At 50.4% G+C, this 25,244-nt stretch carries 32 protein-coding genes; 16 read left to right on the forward strand and 16 right to left on the reverse strand.

Annotation, left to right across the window (positions count from 1 at the left end; all coding sequences use genetic code 11):
- Positions 1-5 precede the first annotated feature (5 nt).
- Both AArcSt2_RS13525 and AArcSt2_RS13530 read right to left on the reverse strand, forming a co-directional pair.
- Positions 6-626 (reverse strand): CDP-alcohol phosphatidyltransferase family protein, encoded by a 621-nt coding sequence (locus AArcSt2_RS13525; RefSeq protein WP_250585343.1) that lies wholly within the window; start codon positions 624-626, stop codon positions 6-8.
- 93 nt (positions 627-719) lie between these two features.
- Entirely contained in the window at positions 720-2,516 is a 1,797-nt protein-coding gene (locus tag AArcSt2_RS13530) for an acetyl-CoA carboxylase biotin carboxylase subunit (protein ID WP_250585344.1), read from the reverse strand.
- 109 nt (positions 2,517-2,625) lie between these two features.
- On the opposite strand from AArcSt2_RS13530, the gene AArcSt2_RS13535 reads away from it, so the two are divergent.
- Both AArcSt2_RS13535 and AArcSt2_RS13540 read left to right on the forward strand, forming a co-directional pair.
- Positions 2,626-3,294 carry a glycerophosphodiester phosphodiesterase gene (locus AArcSt2_RS13535; protein ID WP_250585346.1) on the forward strand — a complete coding sequence of 223 codons (669 nt, stop codon included), beginning with the start codon at positions 2,626-2,628 and terminating at the stop codon, positions 3,292-3,294.
- 31 nt (positions 3,295-3,325) lie between these two features.
- The gene (locus tag AArcSt2_RS13540; RefSeq protein WP_250585348.1) at positions 3,326-3,790 is read left to right on the forward strand and encodes an MOSC domain-containing protein; all 465 of its coding nucleotides are present in this window, start codon (positions 3,326-3,328) and stop codon (positions 3,788-3,790) included.
- Positions 3,791-3,798: 8 nt separating this feature from the next.
- Here the strand turns inward: AArcSt2_RS13540 and AArcSt2_RS13545 are convergent, their stop codons facing one another.
- Entirely contained in the window at positions 3,799-4,134 is a 336-nt protein-coding gene (locus AArcSt2_RS13545) for a DUF8022 family protein (protein WP_425493664.1), read from the reverse strand.
- Complete coding sequence (locus AArcSt2_RS13550; RefSeq protein WP_250585386.1) at positions 4,134-5,678, reverse strand: acyl-CoA carboxylase subunit beta; 1,545 nt, start codon at positions 5,676-5,678, stop codon at positions 4,134-4,136. Before AArcSt2_RS13550 ends, AArcSt2_RS13545 begins: the two co-directional genes overlap by 1 nt.
- Positions 5,679-5,937: 259 nt before the next feature.
- On the opposite strand from AArcSt2_RS13550, the gene AArcSt2_RS13555 reads away from it, so the two are divergent.
- Complete coding sequence (locus AArcSt2_RS13555) at positions 5,938-7,296, forward strand: sodium-dependent transporter (protein WP_302929012.1); 1,359 nt, start codon at positions 5,938-5,940, stop codon at positions 7,294-7,296.
- A gap of 20 nt (positions 7,297-7,316) precedes the next feature.
- On the opposite strand, the gene AArcSt2_RS13560 is transcribed toward AArcSt2_RS13555, so the two are convergent.
- On the reverse strand, positions 7,317-8,021 hold the full coding sequence (locus AArcSt2_RS13560; protein WP_250585350.1) for an SDR family NAD(P)-dependent oxidoreductase: 705 nt from the start codon (positions 8,019-8,021) through the stop codon (positions 7,317-7,319).
- Between the two features lie 69 nt (positions 8,022-8,090).
- Positions 8,091-9,053: a quinone oxidoreductase family protein gene (locus tag AArcSt2_RS13565; protein ID WP_250585352.1), complete on the reverse strand. Its 963-nt coding sequence runs from the start codon at positions 9,051-9,053 to the stop codon at positions 8,091-8,093.
- Between the two features lie 81 nt (positions 9,054-9,134).
- Here AArcSt2_RS13565 and AArcSt2_RS13570 point away from each other — a divergent pair, with 81 nt between their 5' ends.
- The 5 genes from AArcSt2_RS13570 (at position 9,135) to sucD (ending at position 11,991) form a co-directional block, all read left to right on the forward strand.
- Positions 9,135-9,365, forward strand: coding sequence for a hypothetical protein (locus tag AArcSt2_RS13570; protein ID WP_174654008.1), 231 nt, complete (start codon positions 9,135-9,137; stop codon positions 9,363-9,365).
- A 39-nt stretch (positions 9,366-9,404) separates the two neighbouring features.
- Positions 9,405-9,587: a hypothetical protein gene (locus tag AArcSt2_RS13575; RefSeq protein ID WP_250585354.1), complete on the forward strand. Its 183-nt coding sequence runs from the start codon at positions 9,405-9,407 to the stop codon at positions 9,585-9,587.
- Positions 9,588-9,589: 2 nt separating this feature from the next.
- On the forward strand, positions 9,590-9,880 hold the full coding sequence (locus AArcSt2_RS13580) for a hypothetical protein (protein WP_174654006.1): 291 nt from the start codon (positions 9,590-9,592) through the stop codon (positions 9,878-9,880).
- Positions 9,881-9,979: 99 nt separating this feature from the next.
- Positions 9,980-11,125 carry an ADP-forming succinate--CoA ligase subunit beta gene (gene sucC, locus AArcSt2_RS13585; RefSeq protein WP_174654005.1) on the forward strand — a complete coding sequence of 382 codons (1,146 nt, stop codon included), beginning with the start codon at positions 9,980-9,982 and terminating at the stop codon, positions 11,123-11,125.
- Entirely contained in the window at positions 11,122-11,991 is an 870-nt protein-coding gene (gene sucD / locus AArcSt2_RS13590) for a succinate--CoA ligase subunit alpha (protein WP_174654004.1), read from the forward strand. Before sucC ends, sucD begins: the two co-directional genes overlap by 4 nt.
- On the opposite strand, the gene AArcSt2_RS13595 is transcribed toward sucD, so the two are convergent.
- From AArcSt2_RS13595 to AArcSt2_RS13605, 3 genes are read right to left on the reverse strand one after another with little or no spacing between them, the layout of a single operon-like run.
- Entirely contained in the window at positions 11,988-12,443 is a 456-nt protein-coding gene (locus tag AArcSt2_RS13595) for an SRPBCC family protein (protein ID WP_250585356.1), read from the reverse strand. The two genes, sucD and AArcSt2_RS13595, sit on opposite strands and share 4 nt — an antisense overlap.
- A 41-nt stretch (positions 12,444-12,484) precedes the next feature.
- Positions 12,485-12,769, reverse strand: a complete 285-nt coding sequence (locus tag AArcSt2_RS13600; RefSeq protein ID WP_250585358.1) for a hypothetical protein — start codon at positions 12,767-12,769, stop codon at positions 12,485-12,487.
- Between the two features lie 53 nt (positions 12,770-12,822).
- A complete protein-coding gene (locus tag AArcSt2_RS13605) occupies positions 12,823-13,926 on the reverse strand; it encodes a threonine synthase (RefSeq protein ID WP_250585360.1) in 1,104 nt (367 codons plus the stop codon).
- Between the two features lie 293 nt (positions 13,927-14,219).
- Between AArcSt2_RS13605 and AArcSt2_RS13610 the strand changes: the two genes are divergently transcribed.
- The 3 genes from AArcSt2_RS13610 (at position 14,220) to AArcSt2_RS13620 (ending at position 16,118) form a co-directional block, all read left to right on the forward strand.
- Positions 14,220-14,879: a lactate utilization protein gene (locus tag AArcSt2_RS13610; protein ID WP_174654000.1), complete on the forward strand. Its 660-nt coding sequence runs from the start codon at positions 14,220-14,222 to the stop codon at positions 14,877-14,879.
- 71 nt (positions 14,880-14,950) lie between these two features.
- On the forward strand, positions 14,951-15,556 hold the full coding sequence (gene rdfA / locus AArcSt2_RS13615) for a rod-determining factor RdfA (RefSeq protein WP_174653999.1): 606 nt from the start codon (positions 14,951-14,953) through the stop codon (positions 15,554-15,556).
- Positions 15,557-15,608: 52 nt separating this feature from the next.
- Complete coding sequence (locus tag AArcSt2_RS13620) at positions 15,609-16,118, forward strand: TspO/MBR family protein (protein WP_250585362.1); 510 nt, start codon at positions 15,609-15,611, stop codon at positions 16,116-16,118.
- Positions 16,119-16,129: 11 nt separating this feature from the next.
- Here AArcSt2_RS13620 and AArcSt2_RS13625 read toward each other — a convergent pair whose 3' ends face one another.
- Positions 16,130-17,122 carry an AI-2E family transporter gene (locus AArcSt2_RS13625; protein ID WP_174653997.1) on the reverse strand — a complete coding sequence of 331 codons (993 nt, stop codon included), beginning with the start codon at positions 17,120-17,122 and terminating at the stop codon, positions 16,130-16,132.
- Positions 17,123-17,220: 98 nt separating this feature from the next.
- Positions 17,221-17,949: a UTP--glucose-1-phosphate uridylyltransferase AglF gene (gene aglF, locus AArcSt2_RS13630; protein ID WP_250585364.1), complete on the reverse strand. Its 729-nt coding sequence runs from the start codon at positions 17,947-17,949 to the stop codon at positions 17,221-17,223.
- A 91-nt stretch (positions 17,950-18,040) separates the two neighbouring features.
- On the opposite strand from aglF, the gene aglM reads away from it, so the two are divergent.
- Positions 18,041-19,351: a UDP-glucose 6-dehydrogenase AglM gene (aglM, locus tag AArcSt2_RS13635; RefSeq protein WP_250585366.1), complete on the forward strand. Its 1,311-nt coding sequence runs from the start codon at positions 18,041-18,043 to the stop codon at positions 19,349-19,351.
- Positions 19,352-19,353: 2 nt separating this feature from the next.
- Here aglM and AArcSt2_RS13640 read toward each other — a convergent pair whose 3' ends face one another.
- Positions 19,354-19,872 carry a halocyanin domain-containing protein gene (locus AArcSt2_RS13640; RefSeq protein WP_250585368.1) on the reverse strand — a complete coding sequence of 173 codons (519 nt, stop codon included), beginning with the start codon at positions 19,870-19,872 and terminating at the stop codon, positions 19,354-19,356.
- Between the two features lie 170 nt (positions 19,873-20,042).
- Between AArcSt2_RS13640 and AArcSt2_RS13645 the strand changes: the two genes are divergently transcribed.
- Positions 20,043-20,426 (forward strand): ArsR/SmtB family transcription factor, encoded by a 384-nt coding sequence (locus AArcSt2_RS13645; RefSeq protein ID WP_250585370.1) that lies wholly within the window; start codon positions 20,043-20,045, stop codon positions 20,424-20,426.
- A gap of 12 nt (positions 20,427-20,438) precedes the next feature.
- Entirely contained in the window at positions 20,439-20,711 is a 273-nt protein-coding gene (locus tag AArcSt2_RS13650; RefSeq protein ID WP_250585372.1) for a DUF7521 family protein, read from the forward strand.
- A gap of 47 nt (positions 20,712-20,758) precedes the next feature.
- Here the strand turns inward: AArcSt2_RS13650 and AArcSt2_RS13655 are convergent, their stop codons facing one another.
- The 3 genes from AArcSt2_RS13655 to AArcSt2_RS13665 all read right to left on the reverse strand — a co-directional run bounded on the left by AArcSt2_RS13655 (position 20,759) and on the right by AArcSt2_RS13665 (position 22,913).
- A complete protein-coding gene (locus AArcSt2_RS13655) occupies positions 20,759-21,007 on the reverse strand; it encodes a DUF7123 family protein (protein WP_174653992.1) in 249 nt (82 codons plus the stop codon).
- Positions 21,008-21,020: 13 nt separating this feature from the next.
- Positions 21,021-21,272 carry a DUF8028 family protein gene (locus AArcSt2_RS13660; RefSeq protein WP_174653991.1) on the reverse strand — a complete coding sequence of 84 codons (252 nt, stop codon included), beginning with the start codon at positions 21,270-21,272 and terminating at the stop codon, positions 21,021-21,023.
- A 195-nt stretch (positions 21,273-21,467) separates the two neighbouring features.
- Positions 21,468-22,913: a carotenoid oxygenase family protein gene (locus AArcSt2_RS13665; RefSeq protein ID WP_250585374.1), complete on the reverse strand. Its 1,446-nt coding sequence runs from the start codon at positions 22,911-22,913 to the stop codon at positions 21,468-21,470.
- A 127-nt stretch (positions 22,914-23,040) separates the two neighbouring features.
- On the opposite strand from AArcSt2_RS13665, the gene AArcSt2_RS13670 reads away from it, so the two are divergent.
- On the forward strand, positions 23,041-23,580 hold the full coding sequence (locus AArcSt2_RS13670; protein WP_250585376.1) for a CinA family protein: 540 nt from the start codon (positions 23,041-23,043) through the stop codon (positions 23,578-23,580).
- A gap of 20 nt (positions 23,581-23,600) precedes the next feature.
- Here the strand turns inward: AArcSt2_RS13670 and AArcSt2_RS13675 are convergent, their stop codons facing one another.
- Entirely contained in the window at positions 23,601-24,791 is a 1,191-nt protein-coding gene (locus AArcSt2_RS13675) for a redox-regulated ATPase YchF (protein WP_174653988.1), read from the reverse strand.
- A gap of 118 nt (positions 24,792-24,909) precedes the next feature.
- Between AArcSt2_RS13675 and AArcSt2_RS13680 the strand changes: the two genes are divergently transcribed.
- Positions 24,910-25,191, forward strand: coding sequence for a DUF8124 family protein (locus tag AArcSt2_RS13680; protein WP_250585378.1), 282 nt, complete (start codon positions 24,910-24,912; stop codon positions 25,189-25,191).
- The last annotated feature ends 53 nt before the right edge of the window (positions 25,192-25,244 follow it).

The following is a 25,244-nucleotide window of genomic DNA, read 5'->3' on the forward strand; positions in this document are numbered from 1 at the left end:
CAATCTTACTCGTCTAGTTTTCGGAGCTGTTTCCACGACCAGACAAATCGTTGAAGTGCAGTGACGTGACTCACAACGGCAAAAAAGGCTAACAATAGCCCAACGATCGTCAGTCCGTACAGTTCACGTGTGACCCACGGCGCAAGCAGTGCAACAATCCCTACAAGCATCAGGATATCCGCGCGGCCCAACAGCCCGCCATACATCCGGCCAAGACCAACCGCCTGTGCTTGCGTTCCAAGGTAGGCTGTCAGGAGCACACCTGTAATTGCGAGCAGCCCAAGTTCGTACTGTTGTGCACCAACTGTTAAGCCTCCAAGAATGAGTACATCGGCGTATCGATCAATTAGGTGATCGAGATAATCGCCTGCTTTTGACGTTGTATCAGTCTCCCGAGCAACAGCACCGTCTAATACATCAAGAAAGCCATTAAACAACACCAAGAGTCCAGCAATAAAGTACAGTTGTGTATTCTCACCGGCAAGTGCCAGTGCAATACCAGCAGCAATAGCGACAATTAGTGCAAGCGTGCTGATCGCGTTTGGCGAGAGGCCGAGTTTTGTGGCAACAGAAACGAATGGAACGATCGCTCGATCGGAGACATCGCGAAGTTGATCAAGCGTCATGGGTCCTCCGTTCAATGAGCAGAGACATCACTGACTGCTACTAAACAGGAGACCATTAAGAAACTACAGATCGAGGCGACTACTTAGGACGGTCTATTCGAGGACGACGAGCAGATCGCCCATATCGACGCTGTCGCCTTCTTCGATTGCGACTTGTGTCACAGTCCCACCACGTTCGGTGACAACATCGTTCTCCATCTTCATCGCTTCAAGCACACAGACAACGTCGCCAGGGGAAACCTCATCGCCTTCTGCAACCGCAACAGAGAGAATCGTTCCCTGCATTTCTGCGGTAACGGTATCACCCTCGCCTTCATACTCAGCCGAGGTGTTTTCACTCTCATTCTTTGCCTGTGGCGGCCGCTGCATTCGGCCGCTTGCCCCGCCAGCGCCACTTGGAAGCGGTGGTGCGCCACGCTCTTCAAGCGACACATCAAATCGCTTGCCGTTGACTTCAACGGTAAACTGTCGTTCCGTAACTTCTTCATCGTCGTTATCCGCTTCAGAACGATCACCATCTCCCCACTGCTCAACGGCGTCGGCAATTCGTTGTTTGTCCAGCACTTCGTCGAGATACTTCGTGGTGTGTTCGCCGTTGATGAATGCTTCATCGGTAAGCATCAAGCGGTGGAACGGGATGATCGTCTGGAGCCCCGAAATATCATACTCTGCTAGTGCGCGCTCGGATCGAGCGAGACACTCGTCACGATCGGATGCTGCAACGATGAGTTTCGCAATCATCGAATCATAGTCGCCACCGATTTCATCTCCCTGCCGAACTGCATCATCAATCCGAACGCCAATCCCACCAGCAGGGTCGTATGTCTCAAGCGTTCCCGTTGCCGGGGCAAAATTGTTCGCAGCGTTTTCAGCATTGATTCGGAACTCGATCGCGTGGCCTTCAATCTTCACATCAGACTGCTCAAAGGTGAGTTCCTCTCCGGCAGCGATTCTAAGCTGCCATTTGACGATATCGACCCCAGTAATCTCTTCGGAGACGGTATGTTCGACTTGGATTCGGGTGTTGACCTCCATGAAATAGAAGGATCCATCCTCAACAAGGAACTCAACAGTGCCCGCGTTTGTGTAGCCGACCGCGTCAACACCTCGTTTTGCGGCCTCACCAATCTGTTCCCGAAGCTCATCGGAGAGTGCTGGCGATGGTGCCTCTTCTATCACCTTCTGATGTCGGCGCTGCAGCGAGCAGTCACGCTCGCCAAGATGGCGGACGTTTCCGTGTTCATCTGCGAGGATCTGGACCTCAATATGGCGCGGTGCTTCGAGGTATTTTTCTACATACACAGATGCGTTGTCGAAATACGCTTCACCCTCACGTTGGGCTGTTTCAAGCTGTTCTTCGACCTCATCCTCACTGTTAACAACCTTGAGACCTCGGCCGCCGCCACCACCTTCTGCTTTGATTGCAACTGGGTAGCCGTACTCATCTGCAATCTCTTTCACCTCTGCAGGCGACTCAACCGGCTCCGTTGTTCCAGGGACGACCGGGACATCTGCCGCTTGCATAGCCGAGCGTGCCTTTGTTTTCTCCCCAAGCGACTCCATCGCGTCTGCAGACGGTCCAATCCAAACAAATTCACTTTCTTCAACCCTGCGAGCGAACGACGCATTCTCTGCAAGGAACCCATATCCAGGGTGAATTGCATCAACATCCGCCTTGCGGGCAGCATCGAGGATTGATTCTTGATCCAGATAGGAGTCCGCTGCACGCGCCGGGCCAATGTTGTACGCTTCATCAGCATAGCGGACGTGCCCGCCATGTTTGTCAGCTTCACTGTAGACAGCAACCGTTCTGATGCCCAGTTCTTCGCATGCCCGGAATACTCGCACTGCGATCTCGCCGCGGTTTGCAACCAAAACCTTACTGAACATTCTTGAGGAACATTTTGGTGAAGGGCTACCTGATTCTATCGGTCCTGATCGAAACAGCGTGCCAAATCAAAACCGATAGATATCTGGTAAAAGAACAGTACCGAATACTATGCAATTAATCGGGCATCGAGGCGGGCTTGCTCATGGGCCGGGCAACACGATCGAAACCGCAACCCGGGCCGCCCCATACGTGGATATGATCGAAATCGATGTCCAACGCTGTGGGACTGGTGAACTTGTTGTGTTTCACGATACAACCCTTGATCGGCTCACTGCAGTTAGCCGCCCAGTTGCGGTTACAGACTGGGATACGCTGTCCACACTTACTGTTGATGGCAGTGACGCACAGATTCCACTCCTTTCGGATGTGCTTTCTGCGATTCCGATTGGCGTCGGAGTCAACATTGAGCTCAAGCATGCAGGCATGGCCGCGGATCTCGAACGGATCGTTTCGAAACATGAGAACGAGATCCTCTACTCCTCGTTCGTCCCACAAGCGCTAGCAGAGATCGATGGTTCGTACAATCGTGGATATCTCTTTTCAGACCTGTGGGAGCGACCAGATGGATGGAGTAGCCGGTTAGACATGGCAGAAGGGTTAGGCTGTACTGCAATCCACCCGGAGTATACGCTGCTCACGCAAGAGCGCGTTGCACAAGCACACGAGAGAGGGCTCGCAGTTCATGCATGGACTGTTCCGTCCACAGAGATGGCACGAAAACTACACTCGATGGGTGTTGACGGTATTATTGTGGATGACTGGGATGTGTTTGAGTAGCAGTTTACTCTCCCGGCTGTAAACGGAATGTATGAACGGAGTCGTCAAAGGGATATTTATTGCACGTGAACAGGGTAGCCCAGCCGAACCGCAACAAACTGTAGAGGCGGTTGCTGATTGTGGCCTTCGCGGCGATCGATATTTTGATGACACAGGGACATTCTCTGGGCGTGAGATTGCAACAGATATCACACTCATTGAAAAAGAGGCGATAACAGCGGTTGAGCGAGAGTATACCATCTCGCTCGATCCCGGTGTTCACCGTCGAAATATCGTTGTCGAAGGTGTTGCGCTCAACCATTTCGTTGATCAACCACTCACAGTTGGAGGCGCAACAATGGTTGGGCATGAGCTCTGTGAGCCGTGTTCATACCTCGAACAGATGCTTGAACAAGAGGGTGTCTGTGACGCACTCATCCATCGTGGGGGCCTTCGTGGCCGCATTGTTGACTCAGGATCGATCGCTGTCGGTGATTCGGTCACGCCAAACGAGTAGTTGCGTTTTCAGAATCGATCGCGGCGTCCGCTTGCAGTCCACGGGTCAGTTGGTGCAGATAGTGGGACACGCGCGTTCGAGCCCCCGGTAATCGAGGTGAGTCGACCGCTGAACGCCCACCGTTTCTCGTCCCAACTCTCTTCGGTTGCCGCGGCGGCAACAGCAAGCTCTTGATCCCGGATGTGTGCAGCAATTGCAGCCGCAACCGCAGCTGCTTCGGCTTCGTTGGCTGTCGAAAGGCCGGATATCGACTGTAGCAGCGTCTCGATCGGCAGTTCGCTTTGACCGTTTGACTGCTGGTTAACTTCAGATGCGCCCGATTTTGAATCTGACTGTGGTGACATTAGATTGGAATATTTCCGTGTTTCTTATCGGGCAGTGATTTTCGCTTGCTAAGCAGCATTTCCAAATCATCAATGAGTCGTTTTCGTGTCTCTGGTGGCTCAATGACATCATCAATGAAGCCGCGGTCGGCTGCCGTGTATGGGTTTGCAAACTCCTCTCTGTACTCATCAATAAGCTCTTGACGCCGTACCTCCGGATCATCAGCCGCAGCCAACTCTCGACGATAGAGAATGTTGACCGCACCTTTTGGACCCATAACTGCAATCTCGGCACTTGGCCACGCATAGTTGACGTCGCCGCCAATATGTTTTGACGCCATCACACAGTATGCGCCACCGTAGGCCTTCCGTGTAATAACGGTCAGCAGTGGGACTGTTGCCTCTGCGTATGCGAACAACAGCTTTGCGCCGTGGCGGATGATTCCACCGTGCTCTTGCTCTGTGCCCGGCATGAAGCCTGGAACATCCTCAAAGGTGACGATCGGGATGTTGAATGCATCGCAGAAGCGCACGAACCGTGCCCCTTTTTCTGATGCCTCAATATCGAGCGTCCCTGCATTTACTCGAGGCTGATTAGCAACAACACCGACTGAGTGGCCGTTTAGCCGTGCAAATCCAATCACAATATTCTTTGCGAAGTTCTCATGCACTTCAAAGAACGACTCCTCATCGAACACACTACCGATGACATCCGTAACATCGTACGGCTTCCGTGGCTCGTTTGGAACGATCGTTTTCAGCGCGTCATCTGCACGGTCTGGGTCGTCCCATGGATCAATACGTGGCGGATTCTCAACGTTGTTCTGGGGAAGATATGAAAGCAGTAGCGCAATGTTATCGAGGGCTTGCTCTTCTGAATCAACAGCAAAGTGCGCGACACCGGAGGTCGAGGAATGGGTGACTGCGCCTCCAAGCTCCTCGAACGAAACCTCTTCACCGGTGACCGTTTTGATCACGTCAGGGCCGGTGATGAACATGTGGCTCGTATCCTTAACCATGAACGTGAAGTCTGTGATTGCAGGTGAGTAGACCGCACCACCTGCGCATGGTCCCATAATTGCAGAGATCTGTGGAACGACACCGCTTGCTTCTGTGTTCCGGCGGAAAATTTCAGCATAACCTGCAAGCGAAGACACACCTTCCTGAATGCGCGCACCTGCGGAGTCATTGAGCCCAATAACTGGGGCACCAACTTCCATCGCTTTGTCCATTACCTTACACACTTTTTCAGCAAAGACCTCACCAAGAGAGCCACCGAAAACAGTGAAATCATGCGCAAAGACAAACACTGTCCGGCCGTTTACTTCACCGTATCCAGTCACAACACCATCGCCCGGAGTCTGCTCTTCTTCCATTCCAAACTTGTGGTTTCGGTGTGTTCGGAACTGGTCAAACTCGTGGAACGTTCCCTCATCAAGGAAGTAGTCAATTCGCTCACGAGCCGTCATTTTCCCCTTCTCGTGTTGGGATTCAATTCGTTCTTCACCGCCGCCTTTTTCAGCCTCACGTCGGCGTGCACGAAGTTCGTCAATCCGGTCGTCCATTGTCATCTCGGACCACCCTGAGTCATTGTTGATAATGAACTACGAGATATGGCAAAAGGGTTCCGCAATCAGTTGTTTTTAAGTTCGACAGCTGTCGAATTATATGTTGCTTGTTTGCATAGTACATTTAAGAAATCATCAGATGCCAATCAGCAATGTTGGCTATCTGTCTAAAAATACTGTTCAATAAGAGTTTATATTGAACATCTATTTACAAAAGTTGAATAGAGTTATAAATCCGGTATCCTTGCGATAAGCCATGCCATCACGTGAGACTTGGGCAACGAGGATGGGGTTCATTCTCGCGGCCGTTGGGAGTGCAGTTGGATTAGGTAACATTTGGCGATTCCCGTTCCAAGCAGGAGCGGAAGGTGGGGCTGCGTTTCTCTTTGTCTATCTAGGATTTATTGCACTGATCGGGTTCCCAGCAATTCTTGTGGAGTTTGTCATTGGGCGACGAACAAAACGAAATCCAGTCGGTGCGCTCAAAGAGCTCGGAGGCGATCGCTGGAAGTACGTTGGCGGAATCTTCGTTGTGACTGGATTCGTGTTGCTTTCGTACTACAGCGTTGTTGCAGGCTGGTTCTTCCAATACTTCATCACCGGTCTGTTTGAGGGCTACACCGCAACAACACCTGAAGAACTTGGTGCCGCATTCGGTGCTGCCAGCTCTGGAACCTCAGCACTGCTCGCACATGCTGCGTTCATGATCGCCGTTACCGGTATTATTGTTGCAGGTATCCGAAGCGGAATTGAGATTGCAGTAAAAGTAATGGTTCCCGGCATTTTGTTCATTCTTCTTGGCCTTGCTGCATACGGTGCGTTTGCAATTCCGGAAGCCTCTCAAGCCTATGCGTATTACCTCCAGCCTGATTTCAGTGTCATTGCCGAAAACTGGCAGACACTTCTTCCCGCCGCTGCGGGCCAAGCATTCTTCACGCTCTCGCTCGGGATGGGTGTTATGATCACCTACGCGTCCTATCTTGGTGAAGATCGAAACCTTGCAGAAGACGCTGCGGTAATCGTTAGTCTCGATACGTTCATCGCAGTTCTTGTTGGGTTTGTTGTCTTCCCATTTATTTTCCAAGCAGGTGCGGATCCGACAGAGGTTGGTCCAGATGCGATTTTCGTGAGCCTTGCACAAGCATTTGCGACGATCCCGGGCGGACGGTTGCTTGGTGTTGTCTTCTTCGGGATGGTCGTTATCGCAGCATTGTCTAGCGCAATTAGTATCCTTGAAATGCTTGCATCCTATCTGATTGACGAATTTAAATGGGAACGACCAAAAGCCGCTGCTGCCGCAGGACTTGCGGTGTTTGTGCTTGGAATCCCGGTTACGATCGATCTGGTTTTCCTCGATCTCTTTGATGGACTCGCAGACAGTGTGCTTCTTGTGCTTGGTGCACTCCTTGTTGTCCTCTTCGTTGGATGGGTTATTCCTGAAGATGGGCTCGATGAGCTTACAACAGGGGTCGAAAATATTGGATCGCTTGGGTCGATCTGGCTGTGGGCGGTTCGGATCCCGATCGCCATCGTGCTCGTTATTTCGCTGTATCTCGGTGCAACGGGCTACCTAGAGTTCCTCGCAGATGACTTTCTTGGGTGGCTAAACGGCTAAATCGTCACTAAAACTCGTTTTTACGCCTCTCCGTACACTGGGACGGCTGCACCGCTTGTCACGGCGGCCGCATCCGAGCACAGGAACTGCATAACTCTTGCAACCTCTGTTGGTGTCACCCATGCGTCTTTCGGCGTCATCATCTCTCTGTTCATTGGTGTATCAAGGACGCTTGGCATCACGCAGTTTGCCCGAACTGTTCCGAGGTTTTCTTCGGCGATTGTCTCCGTCAAAATGCGAACGCCTGCTTTCGTCGATCGGTAGATTCCATCACCGTCACCACCTTCTAACCCTGATCGGGCAGAAACGCTCACGATCGATCCCTCACGCTCTTGAAGATGCGGAAGCGCGTACTTGGATGCAAGAAACATCGTTTTCAGATTAACATTGAACAAAAAGTCAAACTGATCCGTGTCGGTGTTCTCGATCGGATCACCACCACGCCAGGTACCTGCAATATTCAACAGATAATCGATATGTCCATGTTCAGAGACTACATCGTCGATCGTTTCCTGTACTGCATCTGGATCGGTGAAATCTGCCTGTCTAAAATCGATGTTCTCGTGAGCGTCTAGTTGTGCATCGTCGTCGTCGATCGACATGATGTCGCACGCAACAACAGTTGCACCTGCAGCGACAAATTCGGCAGCAACTGCACTTCCTAATGCACCGCATGCGCCAGTGACAACCGCAACGTCATCTGTGAAATCAAAGGATGCGTTCATACAATAACTCATGGTAGCATGGCGCATAAAACCACTCTGCGAAAATTGAGAGGTTAGCGAACTGATCGGTTAGGGCGTTATGACCAGCTTGCCAAAGAAACTATCCTCTAACACAGCACGCTGTGCGTCTGCAGCCTCGGACAGATCGTACGTTTGTGCAACATCGATCGAGACCCCACCTTCACCCATGAGATATGCAACCTTCTGAAGCGGTATTCGGAGATCGGGGGTGTTGAACATACTCATCATCGTCAGTTGGAGGTCTTTCGATCGAGCCGCCGAAGACTGTGTGAATCCAACGTTTGGGTCTTTTTCACCAATGCCGACAACACGACAGCCAGTGTTGGCAACGGCTGCATCGAGCTGGAGATACTCGTGCATTCGATGGTCAAGAACGACATCAACGCCACCGCCACTTGCTTCGATAACTGCATCCTCAAGGTCATCTCGGCGATAGTCTAGGACTGTATCTGCACCACGCTCGGTAAGCCGATCGTGATACTGCTCGCTTGCGGTTGTTACAACATTAGCACCCGCTGCGGCAGCAAGTTGGACTGCTGCATGGCCGACGCCACCTGAGCCACCGTGGATGAGACAGACATCCGCTGCTTGCAGGTTTGCATGGTCAATCAGTGCACGCCATGCCGTCACTGCCGCAACACCAGCACCACCAGCGGCGACTGGATCGACACCACCCGGTAATTTTGCGAGTCGGTCCTCTGGAACGGCAACATACTCCGCATAGCCACCGTAGTGGTCCTTTCCAATTCCGGTCCCATAGACGAGATCGCCAACTTCGTATCCCTCGACATACTCGCTAACAGTAGCGACTTCACCAGCGACATCGACACCCGGAATCATTGGCATGGTGAATGGCTTATACGATCCCTCTCTGAAGTAGGTGTCAACCGGGTTTACGCCTGCACCATGTACTTTGACGACAACACCGTGACCTGTCGCATCCGGCCGATCGATCTCGTCTACTTGTAAGACATCAGTACCGCCGTGTTCGTGGAATCGGACTGCACGCATGAAAACACGTACAACAGCGACTGAATTAAAATAGGAGGCTAATTACCTACTAACAATAGTTGACAATACGATTGTAGTGGTATGTTTCGGCAGTGTCCGGACTGTGAGCTTACACTTACGAAGGCGACCCCGTTGACGGCAATGCAGGGCGAGCGCGTCCGGCTCCGTACGGAAGATCCACGGAGTGGGTTTCTCGGCCGGCTTGGTGCAAAAGAGCGGGTCAACGTCACAGGTTATGTCTGTCCCGAGTGTGGACTCGTCCGGTGGTATGTAGATGAGTTCACCGATGAAGCGACCAGTTTGAGCCGGTAACAGCGGTACCTTTGTATATGCCCAAAAAATAGCCCCGTTATGCCCGCTGGAACTGCTATCCTTCTTTTGCTTATCGGATCACTTATTGGATCACTCGCACTCGCAGCATACATCGATCGCGAAACTGAAACGACCGTCAACATGTCTAGAGTTGCTGGAGAACAGAAAGCCCGCAAGGACAGCCAGACAGAGCCATCCGAAGACGGATCGACACACCGCTAACAATGAGCACCAACAGTACGAGTGCTCGAACTGCTTTCGCAGGCGTACTCCATCTTGTTGTTGCAATCGGATGGGGGCTCTTACTTGTGCTGTCATTTCCACAGCTACCACTGTCTTCGTGTTCACCGATTACTACCGCTACTGAACAAAGCGGCTTTGCTGTGCTGGGTCTCTCCGGATGGGCGCTTCAGTACACGCCCGACGGCACAGTCGTCTGTACTGAACCATTTTGGTCGCTTGCATTGCCAGTTGTGCTAGGAACTGTCGGATTACTGTTGATTAGCCGTCGGTAAGCATTTTGTACATGTTGACAATATTCATGGTGCTTGCTAACGCCTCTATTGGGAAGAATCGTTGGGATTTAAGCGTTGGACGCACCCGGATGTAAATAGATGAAGCTTCACGAATATCAAGCGAAAAACATCTTCGCTGACGCTGGGATTCCGGTACCGGAATCACAGCTGGCTGGGAGTGTTGAAGAAGTCGTCGAAGCTGTTGGGAAGATTGGCTTCCCGGCGGCGATCAAAGCGCAAGTACACGTCGGTGGGCGGGGCAAAGCTGGCGGTATTGCGATCGTCTCGGATGCAGATGAGGCGCGCGAGGAGGCAGACCGGATCCTTGGCATGGATCTGAAAGGGTACACCGTCAATGAAGTCCTCGTTGAGGCTGGCGTTGACTTCGTTGATGAGTACTATGTTGGGATTACGATGGACCGTGGTGCAGGCAAGCCGGTCGCAATGGTCTCGACCAAAGGTGGCGTCAACATTGAGGAGGTCGCAGAAGAGGATCCAGATGCGATTGCACAGGAGCATATTGATCCGGCATTTGGTCTTCACCCATACCAAGCACGCAAGGCAGTGTACGGTGCAGGCGTCCCGAAAGAATACGCCCGCGAAGTGTCTGGAATCCTCTCGACGCTGTATGAGCTATACGTTGAGAACGATGCAGCAGACATCGAGATCAACCCCGTGATGATCACGTCAGATGACGATGTAATTGCGGCGGACGCAGTGATGAACATTGATGAGGATGCATTGTTCCGACAACCAAAACTCGCTGAGATGGAGAAAGACTCCTATCAGGACGACCTTGAGCGCAAAGCCGGTGAGTACGGCTTTGATTACGTCCGACTCTCAGGTAATGTTGGAATTATCGGCAACGGTGCAGGGCTCGTCATGACGACGCTCGACCTTGTCGACTACTACGGTGGCAAGCCGGCAAACTTCCTCGATATCGGTGGCGGTGCCAAAGCAAGCCGCGTTGCAAACGCACTTGACATGGTGTTCTCCGATGAGAACGTTGATTCGGTCGTGTTCAACATTTTCGGCGGAATCACCCGTGGTGACGAAGTGGCAAAAGGAATCAACGAGGCGCTCGAAAGCTTCGATGAGATTCCAAAGCCAGTTGTTGTTCGACTTGCTGGAACGAACGCAAAAGAGGGAATGGAAATTCTAAACACCGACCTTGTGCAGGTCGAAGGAACGCTCGAAGAGGCAGTTCAGCGTGCGGTCAAAAACGCATCGGAGGTCGAACAATGAGCACGTTTGTTGACAATGACACAAAAGTAGTTGTACAGGGTATCACGGGTGGCGAAGGAAAGTTCCACACCCAGCAGATGATCGAGTATGGGACAAACGTCGTTGCAGGTGCCGTCCCAGGCAAGGGCGGCCAGGAAGTTGAAGGCGTCCCAGTGTACGACACCGTCGATGAAGCAGTTAAGGAGGAAGATGCGAACGCATCCGTTGTGTTCGTCCCACCCGCGTTCGCAGGTGACGCAATCTTTGAAGCGCTCGACACCGACCTCGATCTCGTTGTCGCAATCACCGAGGGAATCCCAACACAAGACATGGCAAAAGTCAACAAGCGCCTCAGCGAGGTTGACACCCGACTTCTTGGTCCAAACTGTCCGGGGATCATTACCCCAGGTGAGGCAAAGCTTGGGATCCTTCCTGGAAACATCTTCGAAGCAGGAAACGTCGGCCTCGTCTCCCGATCGGGAACACTTACGTATCAGGTTGTTTCGAACCTCACCGAGCGCGGTATTGGACAGACCACCGCGATCGGAATCGGTGGCGACCCAATTATTGGCACGTCGTTCGTTGATGCACTTGACGCATTCGAGAACGACGATGAGACGGATGCAGTCGTGATGTGCGGTGAGATCGGTGGCGAAGACGAAGAGCAAGCTGCTCGATTTATCGCAGAGAACATGGATACACCAGTTGCAGGCTTCATTGCTGGTCGAACGGCACCGCCCGGAAAACGCATGGGTCACGCAGGTGCAATCGTTTCAGGCTCCGGCACCGGAACCGCAGAGTCAAAAGTTAACGCGCTTAACGATGCTGGTGTCCCAGTTGGCGACACACCCGAAGAAGTCGCAGACGCGATCGAAGATTTCCTCTAATCTGCCGACATCTCGATCTGTTTTTTCAACTCCGTGAGCGTCGCAACTAGTTGCCGACGATTGTATCGTCTGATACCGGGGCCTGTAAGAAGTGAGCAGAGCGGCCATGAAAACGGCCCTGGAAGTTCGTATGTTGCACTGTAAGTAACTCTCGTTTGTGTGTCGTCCACCTGTTCAAACTCCCAGTCGATCGTTCCCGAGAGGTCTCCATGAAGTTCAAATGTGATTGCTTGGTTTGGAATATACGTTGTGGCAACGACCTCTCCTGTGAGACCGATCGGGCCCATTGCATAGCGATACGACGCGCGTTTTCCACCATTTTCAAGAATCGAAATCGGCTCCACCGACGATAATGCAGGTGTGATAACCGCTTGATTCCGTGGATCATCCATATACAAAAATACCTGTTCGATCGGTGCATCGATCGTCACACGTCCAGTGAGTGTGCTCATACCTCGCCATACGAGTGCACGGCACTTTGTTGTATGGTCAGTTACAGATACTGATCACGACACGATCGGCACATCTGTCGGCGGCAGGTTTTCCCACAGTAGACGCATGCACTGGCCTCAGTATCGTGTGTTCCGTTTGTCGAAAACAGTACTGAGAAGTCAAATTGTGGGGGTCGCACTGGCTCGCTTGTGTCACCATAGAGCTGTTCGATCAGCTGCTCATTTCGGATATACTGCATTCCATGCCAGAACCCGAGGAAAAGCAGTGTTGGGGCAGCGATGAGTACAGCTGCTGCAAGAAGCCGAAACATCATTTCAACGGCCATTACCAGCCATACGTGTCGTTCGTGTTAGTAGTTGTCGTGTGTCATAAAAACAGTCAGTGTTTGAGGACGGTCTCAAGCGCCTCAACCGACGCATCAACCGTTGCAATCTCGCCTGTACGCTGTTCTTTGAATCCAGAGCCAGTCCCGACGAGAACCACGTGATCGGTTGTGTTGAGCTCGCCAATCTCAACGAGTTGTTCTGTCGCTGCCAGCGTTGTTGCACACGCTGACTCGACGCTGATACCGCCTCGTCTTGCCAACTGGTTCCTTGCGGCGTGGATATCTTTGTCAGTTACAGCAAGGACCGAACCACCTGTTTCTCTTGCTGCAGTCAGTGCTCGTGTTCCACTTGGTGGGTCTGCGTTTGCGATCGAATATGCAATTGTTTCTCCAACGTCATCAGGAGACAGTGCAGTTGCGGTGGATGCACCATTCGTATACGCTCGTGCGATCGGCGCACACGCTGCAGCCTGCACAAAATACAGTCGTGGTACGGTCTCAATGAGTCCTGCCTCAGCTAGCTCACGCAGCCCCTTCCACGTTGCACTTGCGTGGCCTCCAGAGCTGACCGGGAGGACGATTGCATCGGGGGCGTCAGGAAGCGCCTTATTTTGTACAAACTCATGTGCGATCTCTAATCCCGTTGTTTTCTGTCCAGCAGTCCGGAGCGGAGAGTCGGAATTAACAAATGTAATATCATGTGTCTGTTCGAGCTCAAGCGATTTCTCATACAGTGCCCCGTACGACCCAGAGACCCTGACAATCGTCGGCCCAAACTGACCAATGTTGTATAATCGCTCCGGTGGGATATCATCGGGGACAAACACGTAACAGTCCAACTCAGTTCCTGCGGCACATGCTGCAGTGCTCATTGCCATGTTACCATGTGAGACGGTTCCGATCGCACTCACCCCATGTTCGACAGCCGCAGTCACACCAACAGCACTCCCACGGTCTTTGAAGCTCCCTGTTGGATGAAGCCCTTCATTCTTTAGATAGATCGCTGGGCCGATCGAATCGAGGGCTGCTAGTCGATGTAGTGGCGTTGCACCAACTGATGCCGCAATTCCAGACCGTGGCTGTGCTACTGGGAGCAGATCCTGATACGTCCAGATTGAGTCGATCGATGCTGAAAGTGAGAGCAGATCAGAATTCACGGGCGTGTCAAACCACAGTGGCTCCCCACAATCACACCGTTGTCGTGTGCGCTCCGTGTAGATTGAACCGCAGCGATAACATGAGAGCGAGTGTTCCATGCGTCACCTTGTCCGTGTGTTTATAAATGGACACGGTTCATGAGATGTATTTTCCGAGAGTCGTGTGAATTGTTGTCGCAGACACCAGTGTAACCTGGTGACAGCGTTGTCCGCGAGCAGTTATACTGTTCGCACTCCAAAACTGGTACGTACCCAGATTACCGTATCGGGCACCACATCAAACAGTTATACACATGTCTCAACAAACTAAAACAGATTACATAGATGATGTATCGATCGATAATTCCCTTGATTCGCTTCCATCAGACGACGAAATTACAGCCACGGTTGATGCGCTGACAGAACACGGCTTTGTCGTGGAAGTTGTCGACTCCACAGACGAAGCACTTGCGCTGCTAACTGATGCAATTCCTGCAGGAGCATCGGTTATGAACGGGCACTCGACAACGCTTGAAGAGATTGGGTTCATGGAGTATGCTGCTGAGGGAGACCACGAATGGGAGACACTCAGCGATGAGATCTGGTCGATCGACGATGACGAAGCCCGTGAGGATGCTCGCCGTGAATCTCAGACTGCAGACTACTTCCTTGGAAGCGTTAATGCAATCTCACAGACTGGTGAACTCGTTGCAGCGGATGCCTCAGGCAGTAGAATTGGCGCATACCCGTTCGCTGCTAAGAATCTGTTCTTAGTGAGCGGTGTCAACAAAATTGTTTCAGATCTTCAAGCAGCGCTCGACCGTGTCGAAAACGTTGCCTACCCGCTGGAGAATGAACGAGCACAGGAAGCATATGGTGTTGAAAGCATCATTGCAAAACAGCTGATCTATCGATTTGAGGGGACCGAAGGCCGAACAACTGTTGTCCTGATCAACGAATCACTCGGCTACTAAAACCATCTACGGTCGGTAGTTTCTCATATCTTCCCCGAAGTTGATTAACAGAGAGAGGTCCGTCTTTCGAAATGGTAACCAAAGTTGCACGGCTCATCGAGAGTTATGAATTGAATGGGCGAGGCGAGGAGTTAGAACAGCGATGGATTGGTGACGGGTACGAGCGTGAGAGTCTCCGATCACTCGCAGATCGATTTAACAGTTGGCTCCTCGAGAATCGGATGCAAGATGCAGGACTTACACCACTTGACGGGGAGGTGGAAAATACGTATCGGCTTCTTACTGATGAAGGTGTAAGTGCAGGGATGCGGACACAAGCAAGACGCCGTCTCGAACGAGCAGGTATCGACATTGAAGAGCTACAATCGGATTTTGTCTCACATCAAGCGGTTCACACGTACCTCACAAAGACACGAGAGTCAGAGCGGCCATCGAATAAATATTCACCTGAAGAGCGGATCGAACGCGATCGAGAGACAATCAAACGGCTCGTAAGCCGTCTGACTGCAGTCGCGGAAAATACGGTGGACCGACTAGACACGGCTGAAAAAGTACATGTTGGTGCAGCATCCGTATTGGTAGATGTCTCAGTGTTGTGTGAAGACTGTGGTGGTCAATATACACTTGATCAGCTCTTAGATCGTGGCGGCTGTGACTGTAACCTTCAACACGAGTGAGTAGTAGCGGTTCGGTCAGTACGTTGATGACGCTGCCGAGCGTAATGAGCGTATGAGCACGCTTGTATCGAATCGTTCGGGTCTTGGATCAGACGATATTGGTGGTCTCCTTCTGTCGATCGTCGCAATAAACCTCATTGGCTCAAGCGGTGTTGTATTTACATCGCCAGGAAGTGCATGGTTTCAGTCGCTCACGCTCCCATGGTTCTACCCTCCGTCCGTATTATTTGGCATTGTATGGACTGCGCTGTTCACACTGATGGGCATTGCACTCTATCTCGTGTATCGAACTCCAGACAGCAAAGCACGGACGAACGCACTTGCGCTATTTGGTATTCAGATGGTTGTCAATGTTGCATGGTCACCTACGTTCTTCACGCTTGAACGGCCTGATATCGCACTCGGGGTGATTGTCGTGCTCTTTGGACTGATCGTAGGCACAATTCGATGGTTTCGAGTTGTCGACCGGCGAGCAGCGCTCCTCTTGGTTCCGTATCTGTTTTGGGTCGGATTTGCGACACTGTTGACTGCATCGATCTGGTATCTTAACGCACCGTTCTGATTCGAGCCTTCCTATAGCAGATCAAACTCATCGTTGAATGTTGTGAGCGTTGCCGCTAGTACTCCGAGAATCACCGGTCCAACAAACAGCCCAGTAAAACCGATCGTGTACACACCACCAAACACACCAACAAGAATGATTGCTGGGTTTAGCCGCACTTGTTGGTCAATAAGAATTGGGCGTGCGTAGTTGTCGATCATGCTAACGATCGCAACACCATAGATCGCCAGTGCTGTTGCCCCAACTGCATCACCAATCAAAAACAGATAGACCGCTGCTGGTCCCCAAATTAAAAATGCACCAATTAGCGGTAACAACGCGAGGATGATCATCACAAAGGTCCAGAAGACGACGTTTGGAATTCCAACGACCCACATACCAATGCCGGCAACAATCCCTTGAATGATTGCCACTGCGATGTGACCGATGACAACGCCACGAACCATCTGGTCTATTTTGGCGAACAGCCGATCGGTCACCGGATCCGGAAGCGGTGTCACGTCATGAATCCATTCGACAAAACGATCACCATCTTTGAGTGTATAGTAGACTAAAAAGAGCACAAGCGCAAAGCCAAGCGACATTTGTAAGCCGACAGTTACAATATTTGAGACGCTCCCAAAGAGCACATCAAAAACAGACTCACCAAGCGTCGTCAACTGAATTTCTAAATCAACCTCGTATCCCGTTGAATCAAGAATTGCGGCTTCAACTTCAGTAATATCTAGCGCTGTTTCCCCCTGTGTTAGTTCAATCACATCTTGGTAGAATACCGTTGAGATGTACAATACCGGAAGAAACACTGCAACTGATGAGGCCCCAATGAGTGCGATCGGTGAGAGTATAACTCCGAGATACGGTACCAACCGCTGGTGAAGCGGATAGAGAATATATGCAAGTATCACCGCACCGAGGACATACTCAAGAAAGGGCGAAATAACATACAGCGATGCAATCGCAGAAAGCGCGATACAAATGAGGAGGAACGTTTGGGACCGATTCATACATCTATGTCAACAAAACCAAAAATAAAACCGTGTGCTTTCCGATGTGATTATGGCGGTTGCAAAGCTAAAACTCGTCATTCAGGGCGGAGAGGATATCAAATCGTTGTTTCAGCATCTTGTTTGAGTAGTTCTTCTGCTCGGTCGCGGTCTTCTGGGTAGCCAACATCGATTCGCCACCCATCAATACGGATTGCATCGATTGTCCGACCCGATCGAATCAGCAGATCGATCGCTTCACTGATTTCGTACTCACCACGGTTTGACGGTTGGACAAGGTGACAGGCATGAAAGATCGCAGGCGTAAACGTATAGAATCCAGTCATAACAAGGTTTGATGGCGGCTCCTCTGGTTTCTCAACCACGTCGGTAATTTCACCATATGCATTCGTATCACAAACACCGTATCTGCTTGCTTCTTCCCACGCAACCTCCTCAACGAGGAACGCAGCATCTGCTCTATCCTCTTGTTGACGTCTGACAACATCTCTGAGATTGGCATTAAAAATGTTGTCGCCGAGCATGAGCATGAAATCATCATCAATGTGTTCTCCAACAGTGAGCAGCGCGTGGGCTAATCCACTCTGTTTACGCTGATGTGCATAGGTGATCGGGATCTTGTTGAATTCATCCCCATAGTGGTCAATTATTATTTCTTTTTTATAACCGACCACGACAACAAACTCGTCGGCCCCAAGCGATGCAAGCTGTTCAAAACAGTGTGTCAGTATTGGCTTCCCGTTAATTTCGACCATCCCCTTTGGTATCTCGTCTGTAAGTGGTCGAAGCCTCGTTCCTTTCCCTGCCGCAAGCAGCACTGCTTTCATATTTATGGAGTATCAAGCGATCGCTAAATACTTTCAGCATCTCAGCGTCAAAGACAGAAGAATCAAACTACCCAACGTACGTATATCATGTATGCGTGTGAGTATCGTCGGCAGCGGCTACGTCGGAACGACGATCGCTACGGCATTTGCCGAGCTTGGTCACGAGGTGCTTGCGGTTGATATTGATCAATCTGTTGTTGATACAATCAATCGTGGGGAGTCTCCAATCCATGAGCCAGGAGTCCCAGAACTACTTGCAAAGCACAGTGGCGATCGAATTCAAGCGACCACGGAGTATGACCAAATTCTCAATACAGATGTGACATTCCTTGCGTTATTGACGCCATCAGACGAGAATGGGCATATCAACACCTCATATATTGAGGCCGCTACCGAATCGCTTGGTGATACGCTTGCTTCAAAAGAGACGGCGCATACGGTGATTGTAAAAAGTACCGTTATTCCAGGAACAACAGAAGACGTCATTGCGCCACTGTTGGAGTCCGCATCTGGGAAGACTGTCGGTAAGGAGATTCACCTCGGCATGAATCCGGAATTCCTCCGTGAAGGTTTTGCACTGGAAGATTTCCGAAATCCAGATAAAATTGTTCTCGGTGCCGAAACACCGCGTACGCACGATCAGATGGAAGCCGTGTTCACACCCCTCATCGAGCAGGTTGATACACACGTTATCCGAACCGGCATTCGAGAGGCAGAGATCATCAAATACGCAAATAACGCATTCTTAGCCACAAAAATCAGCCTCATCAACGAACTTGGCAACATCTGCAAAGAGTACGACGTCGATACCTACGAGGTTGCTGATGCGATCGGCAAGGATGATCGGATCGGTGAACGGTTCCTTGCAAGCGGGGTCGGTTGGGGTGGCTCCTGCTTCCCAAAAGATGTTGCTGCACTCATTGCAGCCGCACGTGAGAAAGGCTATGATCCAACACTGCTTTCTGCGGCTGTTGAGGTCAATGCTAAACAACCAGCACGGATGCTTGAGTTGCTTGCATCCCACACTGACCTGTCCGGCAAGCGAATTGCGGTGCTTGGGCTCTCATTCAAACCGGGAACGGACGACATTCGTGGCTCCCGTGCGGTTCCAATTATTGACGAACTCCTTACCCGTGGGGCAACTGTCGTTGGGTACGATCCAGTCGCAACAGCAAACATGCGAGAACAATATCCAGATCTCAGCTACGCAGACAGCGCAAAAAGTGCACTCTCTGGTGCGGATGGTGCTGTTGTTGTCACTGATTGGGACGAATTTAGTGCGATCGATGCTGAAACGTTTGGAACGATGGCACAGCCGATCGTTATCGATGGGCGGCGAATAATCGACCGAAAACAGATTGAGTCAGTTACGAACGGACGATATGAAGGACTAACGTGGTAGGTCTAGTCGTCTCCAACGACAACCGCACCCTTCATACCCAACGCAACATGAGGGGTACATTCGTACTGGAATACACCCTCATCTTCGAACGTATATTCAAATGTGTGGCCTGCTTCATCCACAGTTTCGCTTTCAAACACATCATCAACCTCTGCCACGTTGTGTCCACCTCCTTCTCCAGTCCACTCGAACACGACGGTTGTTCCGGGGTCGACTCTGATTGCTGCGGGGTCAAACAGCAGTCCATCACTGCCAGCACCAACTGCTACGTCTACGGTATCCTCACCACGAAGATCGGCTGTCCCATCATAGTTTTCAACATCATCGAACCAGTCACCGTAGTCTGGCTCTGGTGGTTGGTCACCGTTTCCGTTTCCATCTTCGTCTTCTCCACCACCGTTTCCTGGGTCCACGCCATTTCCATTATCTTCATTTCCAGCACAGCCTGCAAGCGCAACTACGGTGGCACTTGCAGCAACAGTTTTAACAAACGCTCGTCTATCGAGTAACTCCCCACTCATTACATGCACTCATAAGTGTTGTACTCGGATAAGCCGGAGTACCGTTCTACATACGTGGTAATCGACCATGGATATATGTTGCTGAGACCCTTAGCTATCCGGAGGTACAAGTACGTCTCTCGACACGCAAACGGACACGTTTAATTTTCACGCATCAAAACTGTATAACAATGCCCCGTCGCTCGACAGTGGATGATTCGCCACCCGAGAGTGGCGTCATTTTAGATGCACTCGGCGACGACGCAACCAGAGATATTCTTGAGACGCTTACTGAACCAATGACTGCAAGCGAGCTCTCGGATCGATGTGAGATTCCACTCTCTACAATGTACCGAAAGCTTGAACGTCTCACTGACGCATCATTGCTCGTAGAGCGCACACAAATCAAACGCAACGGGCAACACACAACGCGATATGCTCGAAACTTTGCGTCGGTGAGCGTTGAACTTGATGCGGAATCCAATCTTTCAGTTGTGATCGATCGGCCTGAAGAAACTGCAACCGCCGATCAGCGTCTTGAAGAGCTCTGGGCACAGATCAAGGAAGAAACTTAGAGGATCATACCAATGTATATAGATATCCTACTGATTGCAACGAAAACAACGATCCTATTGCTCGGTGGTAGCATCGCATTCTTTGCATACAAGGCATATCGACGAACCGGAGATCCATCACTACGAGCGTTAGTAGTTGGGTTCAGTTTTGTGACACTCGGTGCATTACTCGGTGGCATTGCTGATCAGCTGTTGAATGTTGAACTGGCAACAGGTGTCGTCATTAATAGTGCACTCACAGCGATCGGCTTCGCAGTTATTGTATACGCGCTATTTCTTGAATAAAATAAACAAACTACCTGTAGGCCGTGTTCGGGGACCAGTTGACTTCGCTACGCGGTACGCTCTATCCGCCACGTCGTGGCACCAGTGTATGACCATTTTTCAATAGTGAGATCAGTCGCTGAGTCTTGGAGTTTGACAATCAGTGCACCGATCTCTTTCGCCGACAAGCCAACATCGTCTGCAATAAATTTGCTTTTGAAATACATTTCGCCGTTTTCGGCCTTCTGCCGGAGATACCGAAGGAGTCTAGCCTCTTTTTCCTGAACTGTCGGGTTTGGGTTGGTTGTAGCGCTCATTGTAGTAGACTTCTTATTGATTATGATTGTGTCCGACGATTAGTGCAAGTATATTTGCTCCAAACAGCCCGAAAAACAGCAGGGCAGTAGCAAGTGTCAGTTCCGTAGTTAACAGTGGTAGGTATGCGAACGGAAGCACGATCGCGAGCCAAAAGCTTGCAAATCGAATACCGCGTGCTGCACGAACAGGCAGGTAGTTGACGGAGTCTGAACCACCTTGATGATTCATCGACGTGTTTGATTCCAGTTGAGTTGCGCTTGCCATGGGAGGAGTCACCGTGTACATTTCAGAATAAGGTGAGATAACCACATATAATACGGTGAGCGTTACTTTGGCTTCAGGTTGATTAACCGTAAAACGCTATTGTTCACCACAATTCATAAGCGCTTCAAAAACGATTAGAAATTTTATAACGCTTTTTAAAGCCATATTATCCGGTGTATGTATACACTGAAGTTGCTATGTCATCGATCGCTGTGGGATCGATTCAGCAGTATAAAACTGCCCATGGAATCCAAATGGGAGTGTTGTTGGGAGCATACCACGTCCATACTCTGATAGATCGGCCCCAGAAATCAGAATAAGTCCGCTTCGTTCAGTATCTGTATCAAGCGCTGGAACGAGTAGTACACAGTCGTCTTCGGCTGTTGCTTCAGGCTTTTCAACAACAAGTGGTTCTCCTACAAATATACCATTCTGTGACCACTGTGTTGTTGTGCCTGTTTCGGTATCGACCTTTGTGATACAGTCTTGTATTTGATGTGGCTCCTCTTGCGTATGTCCTGCGCCGTAGAGGTACCGATACGGCTGACCGTTGTATGATTGGTATGCTATTGTCGGAAATTCTATCGGTCCAGTAGACAAACTGGTGTTTGTCACAGTAGTATTCACAAAATTCAGTGTGTACCGGTTAAGTCTTCCAGTCGGAATCGTAGCTCCGCTTTTTTGTAGCCTCTGTAGCGTCAGTGCATCAATAATTGCTGGATCATCGTAGGCAACTAGGTCTACAACTATTTTGTTATTATTTTGATTATATGCGTTCACGTGGTGGAACACAAAGAATGGGTCTGTCTCAAGCACCGAAACCACCTCATCCAACGCCCTATCAATTACAAAGAATCGTGTTGCCCCCGTCTCATCGTATTTAAAACAATTTCCGTATGTGTGCCCACGAAGCGCTCTCTTTGGCGAGAATCTAAACGGTGGCTCTGTCACAACAATATGAGTTGGTGTAAGGGTAAATGAATGAATATAGGCTGGTTGACTGACCGGAATCGTTGTAATAGTCCGTGTCTTTCCGGTATGCCATTCTGTCTCAAGAAGAACATATGAACCGCGGCGTCCAAACTGATATCCCAGTGTGATCACAACATCACGGCCGAAATCATACTGAACATGAGCTAACGCACCTGTAATATCCACGTCCGGAACGCGTGTGAGGCTGGAGTTCGTTTTGAGTGTTTGCTGATCGAATGTGACCGCACGTGCGGTCTCCGTAAGTGCACATGGTTCCGTTGATAAACCCCATCGATCGATGTTCACGACACAGTTATCTGTGAACCCACCGCGAAGTGTTAGATATATCCTTCGTAAAACTGAGTGGTCAATATTTGTCCCGAACTGGTCTCTGTAGAGTTCACCTTTTGTCGTTGCGTAATTGTACTCCTCACTCCGAAGAAATCGACCCGTAAACATAATTTCTCCCTCTGCGATTGCATACCGCCTCAGATACGCGAGCCCATCAAACCAGTGTGTGACCTCGCGTTCACCGATTTCAAACTTCCCGGGACCATTTCGAAGCAACACCCCAGAGAGCCAATCGGGAATGGTTCCTTCTATTGTGAGCGGTTCTTCATCGTACTCTTTGCTTATTGATTGTAATCCAGCGCTATATGAGGGATCCATATCGTTACTTCACTACAGTGGAGTGTAACTTAGTAGGTTGGCTGTATCAGAAGCTCTGTATAGTTATGTTTGGCTGCGTGGCAGATAGACACTGGGCTTGATGCTACCTGCTGTTGAATGTGTGATTATGGACACTCCTACTGAGCGTCATGATGAAATACGATCGATTGCTACCCGTGTTGGATCGCGACTACGGGATCGAAATGAAACTGTTTCGACTGCAGAGTCGTTGACTGGTGGGATGATTAGTGCAGAACTCACAGCAATACCCGGGTCGAGCGATTATTTCACACGTGGATTTGTGACATATGCCTACGACGCAAAGCGGTCTGCACTTGCAGTTCCGCGAGAGCTCCTTGATGAGCATGGTGCCGTTGCAGAGGCAGTCGCAACTCGGATGGCACAAAGTGCTCGCGACATAGCGGATACAACTTGGGCGATTTCTGTGACCGGCATTGCCGGTCCTGACGGTAGGACTGAAACGAAACCAGTTGGGTTAGTCTACATCGCAATCGCATACGCAGGGCCGTGGGGAACACAAACCTCAGCTGTTACCGCAGATCGATTTGTATTCGATGGCGATCGTCAGAGTGTTCGACACCAAACGGTCTACACGGCATTGGAATCGCTGGAAACTGCGATTACACGGTCGAGTCCTGATGAATAACCGTTGCAGCCGAACAACAGCTAGTTCGTCGAAATTATTTCAATGACATCTCGGTGCGTCAGTTCATGTCCTGAGCCGACCTGACGTTTACTTCTACAATCGATTCCATGTAGTAGCCCATCGCCAATATCAGAGTGTAGATGGTATGCAAAATCCTCTGTCGTGGACTGTTTTGGGAGAATGAAACAATCACGGAAAACCCCTTTTTCGTCTTTGCTCCCATTTGCAGACCCAGGGAAGATTGCCATACAACCAAGTTCATCAAATAGTGCCGTCTCAAGTGCAGTTTGTACCCCTGTGCCCCCGTATGAGTGGATAAACTCACGAATCTGTTCGAGGCCCGCCTCCTGTTCCGACGAAATATCTCCACGAATATCGAACGTATCTTCACCGGCGACATATTCGATTACACCTGCTTCTGCAGCGTTTTTGAGCGCTTTTTCGGCATGTGCACTTGCAGGAACGAATGTGAGATGGTCGTATGCAGGATCATTCGTAATCTCTTCCCAGTTTGCTGCTGCTTCTGGGGTATCCATCTTGTTCGCTGCGACAATCATCGGTTTTGTCCGTTTTCTAATCGATCGTGCCAACTCTTCTCTGTCTTCAGGCTCCCATGTTCCTGGCTCTAATGTAAGGCCCAACCCAAGAATGATCTGCTTAATTTCGTCTTTGTTTGTTCGAAATGCACTCATCTGCTCTGCAAGATCTTTTTCGATTTCGGCTTCTGCACCATGATATTTTGTCTCGAACTTTTCAATTCCTTTGTTGAGGATCTCCAGATACCACATGTCAAGTTCGTCCTCAAGAAAATCAATGTCTTCCCGTGGGTCGTGGTTCTCTGTTGGCTCACCCTCGATATCTGTTTTCCCAGAAAAGTCGACGATATTGACAAGCACGTCCGCTTCATTCAAATCTGTCAAAAATTGGTTTCCGAGACCTTTGCCTTCATGCGCTCCCGGAATGAGCCCTGCGACATCAACAAGTTTGACTGGGACAAACCGAGTCCCATCCTTACAAGTTCCAACACTTGGTGTGCATGTCTCTTCGAATTCAGGAGCAGCACACTCAACACGAACATACGCTTCTCCAACACTTGGGTCGATTGTCGTAAATGGATATGCGCCCTCTGGGACGTCGTTCATTGTTGCTGCATTAAAAAAACTGGATTTACCCACTGATGGTTTCCCGACCAAGCCAATTTTGTAACTCATTACCGAAACTGACCTTCCAACAGTCAAAAGCGGTTCTACCTGTCTGTGCTTTGTGCTAAGGTGCCATGCCGCAACTTGTAGCCGGAGGATTCTTTGTGCATTGTTCTCGAGTATTCGTATGACAGACCACTCGGATGGAGACACCTTCGGTGTTCAAATCCATCGGACCCTTAACGAGCTCCAGTTTATTGTCCAAGTTCCCTCAGATATTGACTCCGGGTGGACGGACCCCGATACATTTCAGACCCTCGTAGAAAACCACGTCTGGAACATCCTTGATCAGCAGGCGGTTCTTGAACAGATCGTATCTATGACTGAGCCCGGAGATACTGTGTCTTTAGGTACTATTTCGCTCCTTCCAAATGGGGACGTAACGTCACACTCGTTACAACTGGAGTAGATGTCTCTCTTCGAATGAAATGCAAAAAACCCCAAAGAGAGAAATCTCTCTTC

This window comes from Natronocalculus amylovorans (genome assembly GCF_023638035.1).
Lineage (GTDB): Archaea > Halobacteriota > Halobacteria > Halobacteriales > Haloferacaceae > Natronocalculus > Natronocalculus amylovorans.

Bases quoted from the DNA above. Each gene is read 5' to 3' on its own strand.
- AArcSt2_RS13525 (WP_250585343.1), bottom strand. From the start codon at position 626: ATGACGCTTGATCAACTTCGCGATGTCTCCGATCGAGCGATCGTTCCA.
- AArcSt2_RS13530 (WP_250585344.1), bottom strand. From the start codon at position 2,516: ATGTTCAGTAAGGTTTTGGTTGCAAACCGCGGCGAGATCGCAGTGCGA.
- AArcSt2_RS13535 (WP_250585346.1), top strand. From the start codon at position 2,626: ATGCAATTAATCGGGCATCGAGGCGGGCTTGCTCATGGGCCGGGCAAC.
- AArcSt2_RS13540 (WP_250585348.1), top strand. From the start codon at position 3,326: ATGAACGGAGTCGTCAAAGGGATATTTATTGCACGTGAACAGGGTAGC.
- AArcSt2_RS13545 (WP_425493664.1), bottom strand. From the start codon at position 4,134: ATGTCACCACAGTCAGATTCAAAATCGGGCGCATCTGAAGTTAACCAG.
- AArcSt2_RS13550 (WP_250585386.1), bottom strand. From the start codon at position 5,678: ATGGACGACCGGATTGACGAACTTCGTGCACGCCGACGTGAGGCTGAA.
- AArcSt2_RS13555 (WP_302929012.1), top strand. From the start codon at position 5,938: ATGCCATCACGTGAGACTTGGGCAACGAGGATGGGGTTCATTCTCGCG.
- AArcSt2_RS13560 (WP_250585350.1), bottom strand. From the start codon at position 8,021: ATGAACGCATCCTTTGATTTCACAGATGACGTTGCGGTTGTCACTGGC.
- AArcSt2_RS13565 (WP_250585352.1), bottom strand. From the start codon at position 9,053: ATGCGTGCAGTCCGATTCCACGAACACGGCGGTACTGATGTCTTACAA.
- AArcSt2_RS13570 (WP_174654008.1), top strand. From the start codon at position 9,135: ATGTTTCGGCAGTGTCCGGACTGTGAGCTTACACTTACGAAGGCGACC.
- AArcSt2_RS13575 (WP_250585354.1), top strand. From the start codon at position 9,405: ATGCCCGCTGGAACTGCTATCCTTCTTTTGCTTATCGGATCACTTATT.
- AArcSt2_RS13580 (WP_174654006.1), top strand. From the start codon at position 9,590: ATGAGCACCAACAGTACGAGTGCTCGAACTGCTTTCGCAGGCGTACTC.
- sucC (WP_174654005.1), top strand. From the start codon at position 9,980: ATGAAGCTTCACGAATATCAAGCGAAAAACATCTTCGCTGACGCTGGG.
- sucD (WP_174654004.1), top strand. From the start codon at position 11,122: ATGAGCACGTTTGTTGACAATGACACAAAAGTAGTTGTACAGGGTATC.
- AArcSt2_RS13595 (WP_250585356.1), bottom strand. From the start codon at position 12,443: ATGAGCACACTCACTGGACGTGTGACGATCGATGCACCGATCGAACAG.
- AArcSt2_RS13600 (WP_250585358.1), bottom strand. From the start codon at position 12,769: ATGGCCGTTGAAATGATGTTTCGGCTTCTTGCAGCAGCTGTACTCATC.
- AArcSt2_RS13610 (WP_174654000.1), top strand. From the start codon at position 14,220: ATGTCTCAACAAACTAAAACAGATTACATAGATGATGTATCGATCGAT.
- rdfA (WP_174653999.1), top strand. From the start codon at position 14,951: ATGGTAACCAAAGTTGCACGGCTCATCGAGAGTTATGAATTGAATGGG.
- AArcSt2_RS13620 (WP_250585362.1), top strand. From the start codon at position 15,609: ATGAGCACGCTTGTATCGAATCGTTCGGGTCTTGGATCAGACGATATT.
- AArcSt2_RS13625 (WP_174653997.1), bottom strand. From the start codon at position 17,122: ATGAATCGGTCCCAAACGTTCCTCCTCATTTGTATCGCGCTTTCTGCG.
- aglF (WP_250585364.1), bottom strand. From the start codon at position 17,949: ATGAAAGCAGTGCTGCTTGCGGCAGGGAAAGGAACGAGGCTTCGACCA.
- aglM (WP_250585366.1), top strand. From the start codon at position 18,041: ATGCGTGTGAGTATCGTCGGCAGCGGCTACGTCGGAACGACGATCGCT.
- AArcSt2_RS13640 (WP_250585368.1), bottom strand. From the start codon at position 19,872: ATGAGTGGGGAGTTACTCGATAGACGAGCGTTTGTTAAAACTGTTGCT.
- AArcSt2_RS13645 (WP_250585370.1), top strand. From the start codon at position 20,043: ATGCCCCGTCGCTCGACAGTGGATGATTCGCCACCCGAGAGTGGCGTC.
- AArcSt2_RS13650 (WP_250585372.1), top strand. From the start codon at position 20,439: ATGTATATAGATATCCTACTGATTGCAACGAAAACAACGATCCTATTG.
- AArcSt2_RS13655 (WP_174653992.1), bottom strand. From the start codon at position 21,007: ATGAGCGCTACAACCAACCCAAACCCGACAGTTCAGGAAAAAGAGGCT.
- AArcSt2_RS13660 (WP_174653991.1), bottom strand. From the start codon at position 21,272: ATGGCAAGCGCAACTCAACTGGAATCAAACACGTCGATGAATCATCAA.
- AArcSt2_RS13665 (WP_250585374.1), bottom strand. From the start codon at position 22,913: ATGGATCCCTCATATAGCGCTGGATTACAATCAATAAGCAAAGAGTAC.
- AArcSt2_RS13670 (WP_250585376.1), top strand. From the start codon at position 23,041: ATGGACACTCCTACTGAGCGTCATGATGAAATACGATCGATTGCTACC.
- AArcSt2_RS13675 (WP_174653988.1), bottom strand. From the start codon at position 24,791: ATGAGTTACAAAATTGGCTTGGTCGGGAAACCATCAGTGGGTAAATCC.
- AArcSt2_RS13680 (WP_250585378.1), top strand. From the start codon at position 24,910: ATGACAGACCACTCGGATGGAGACACCTTCGGTGTTCAAATCCATCGG.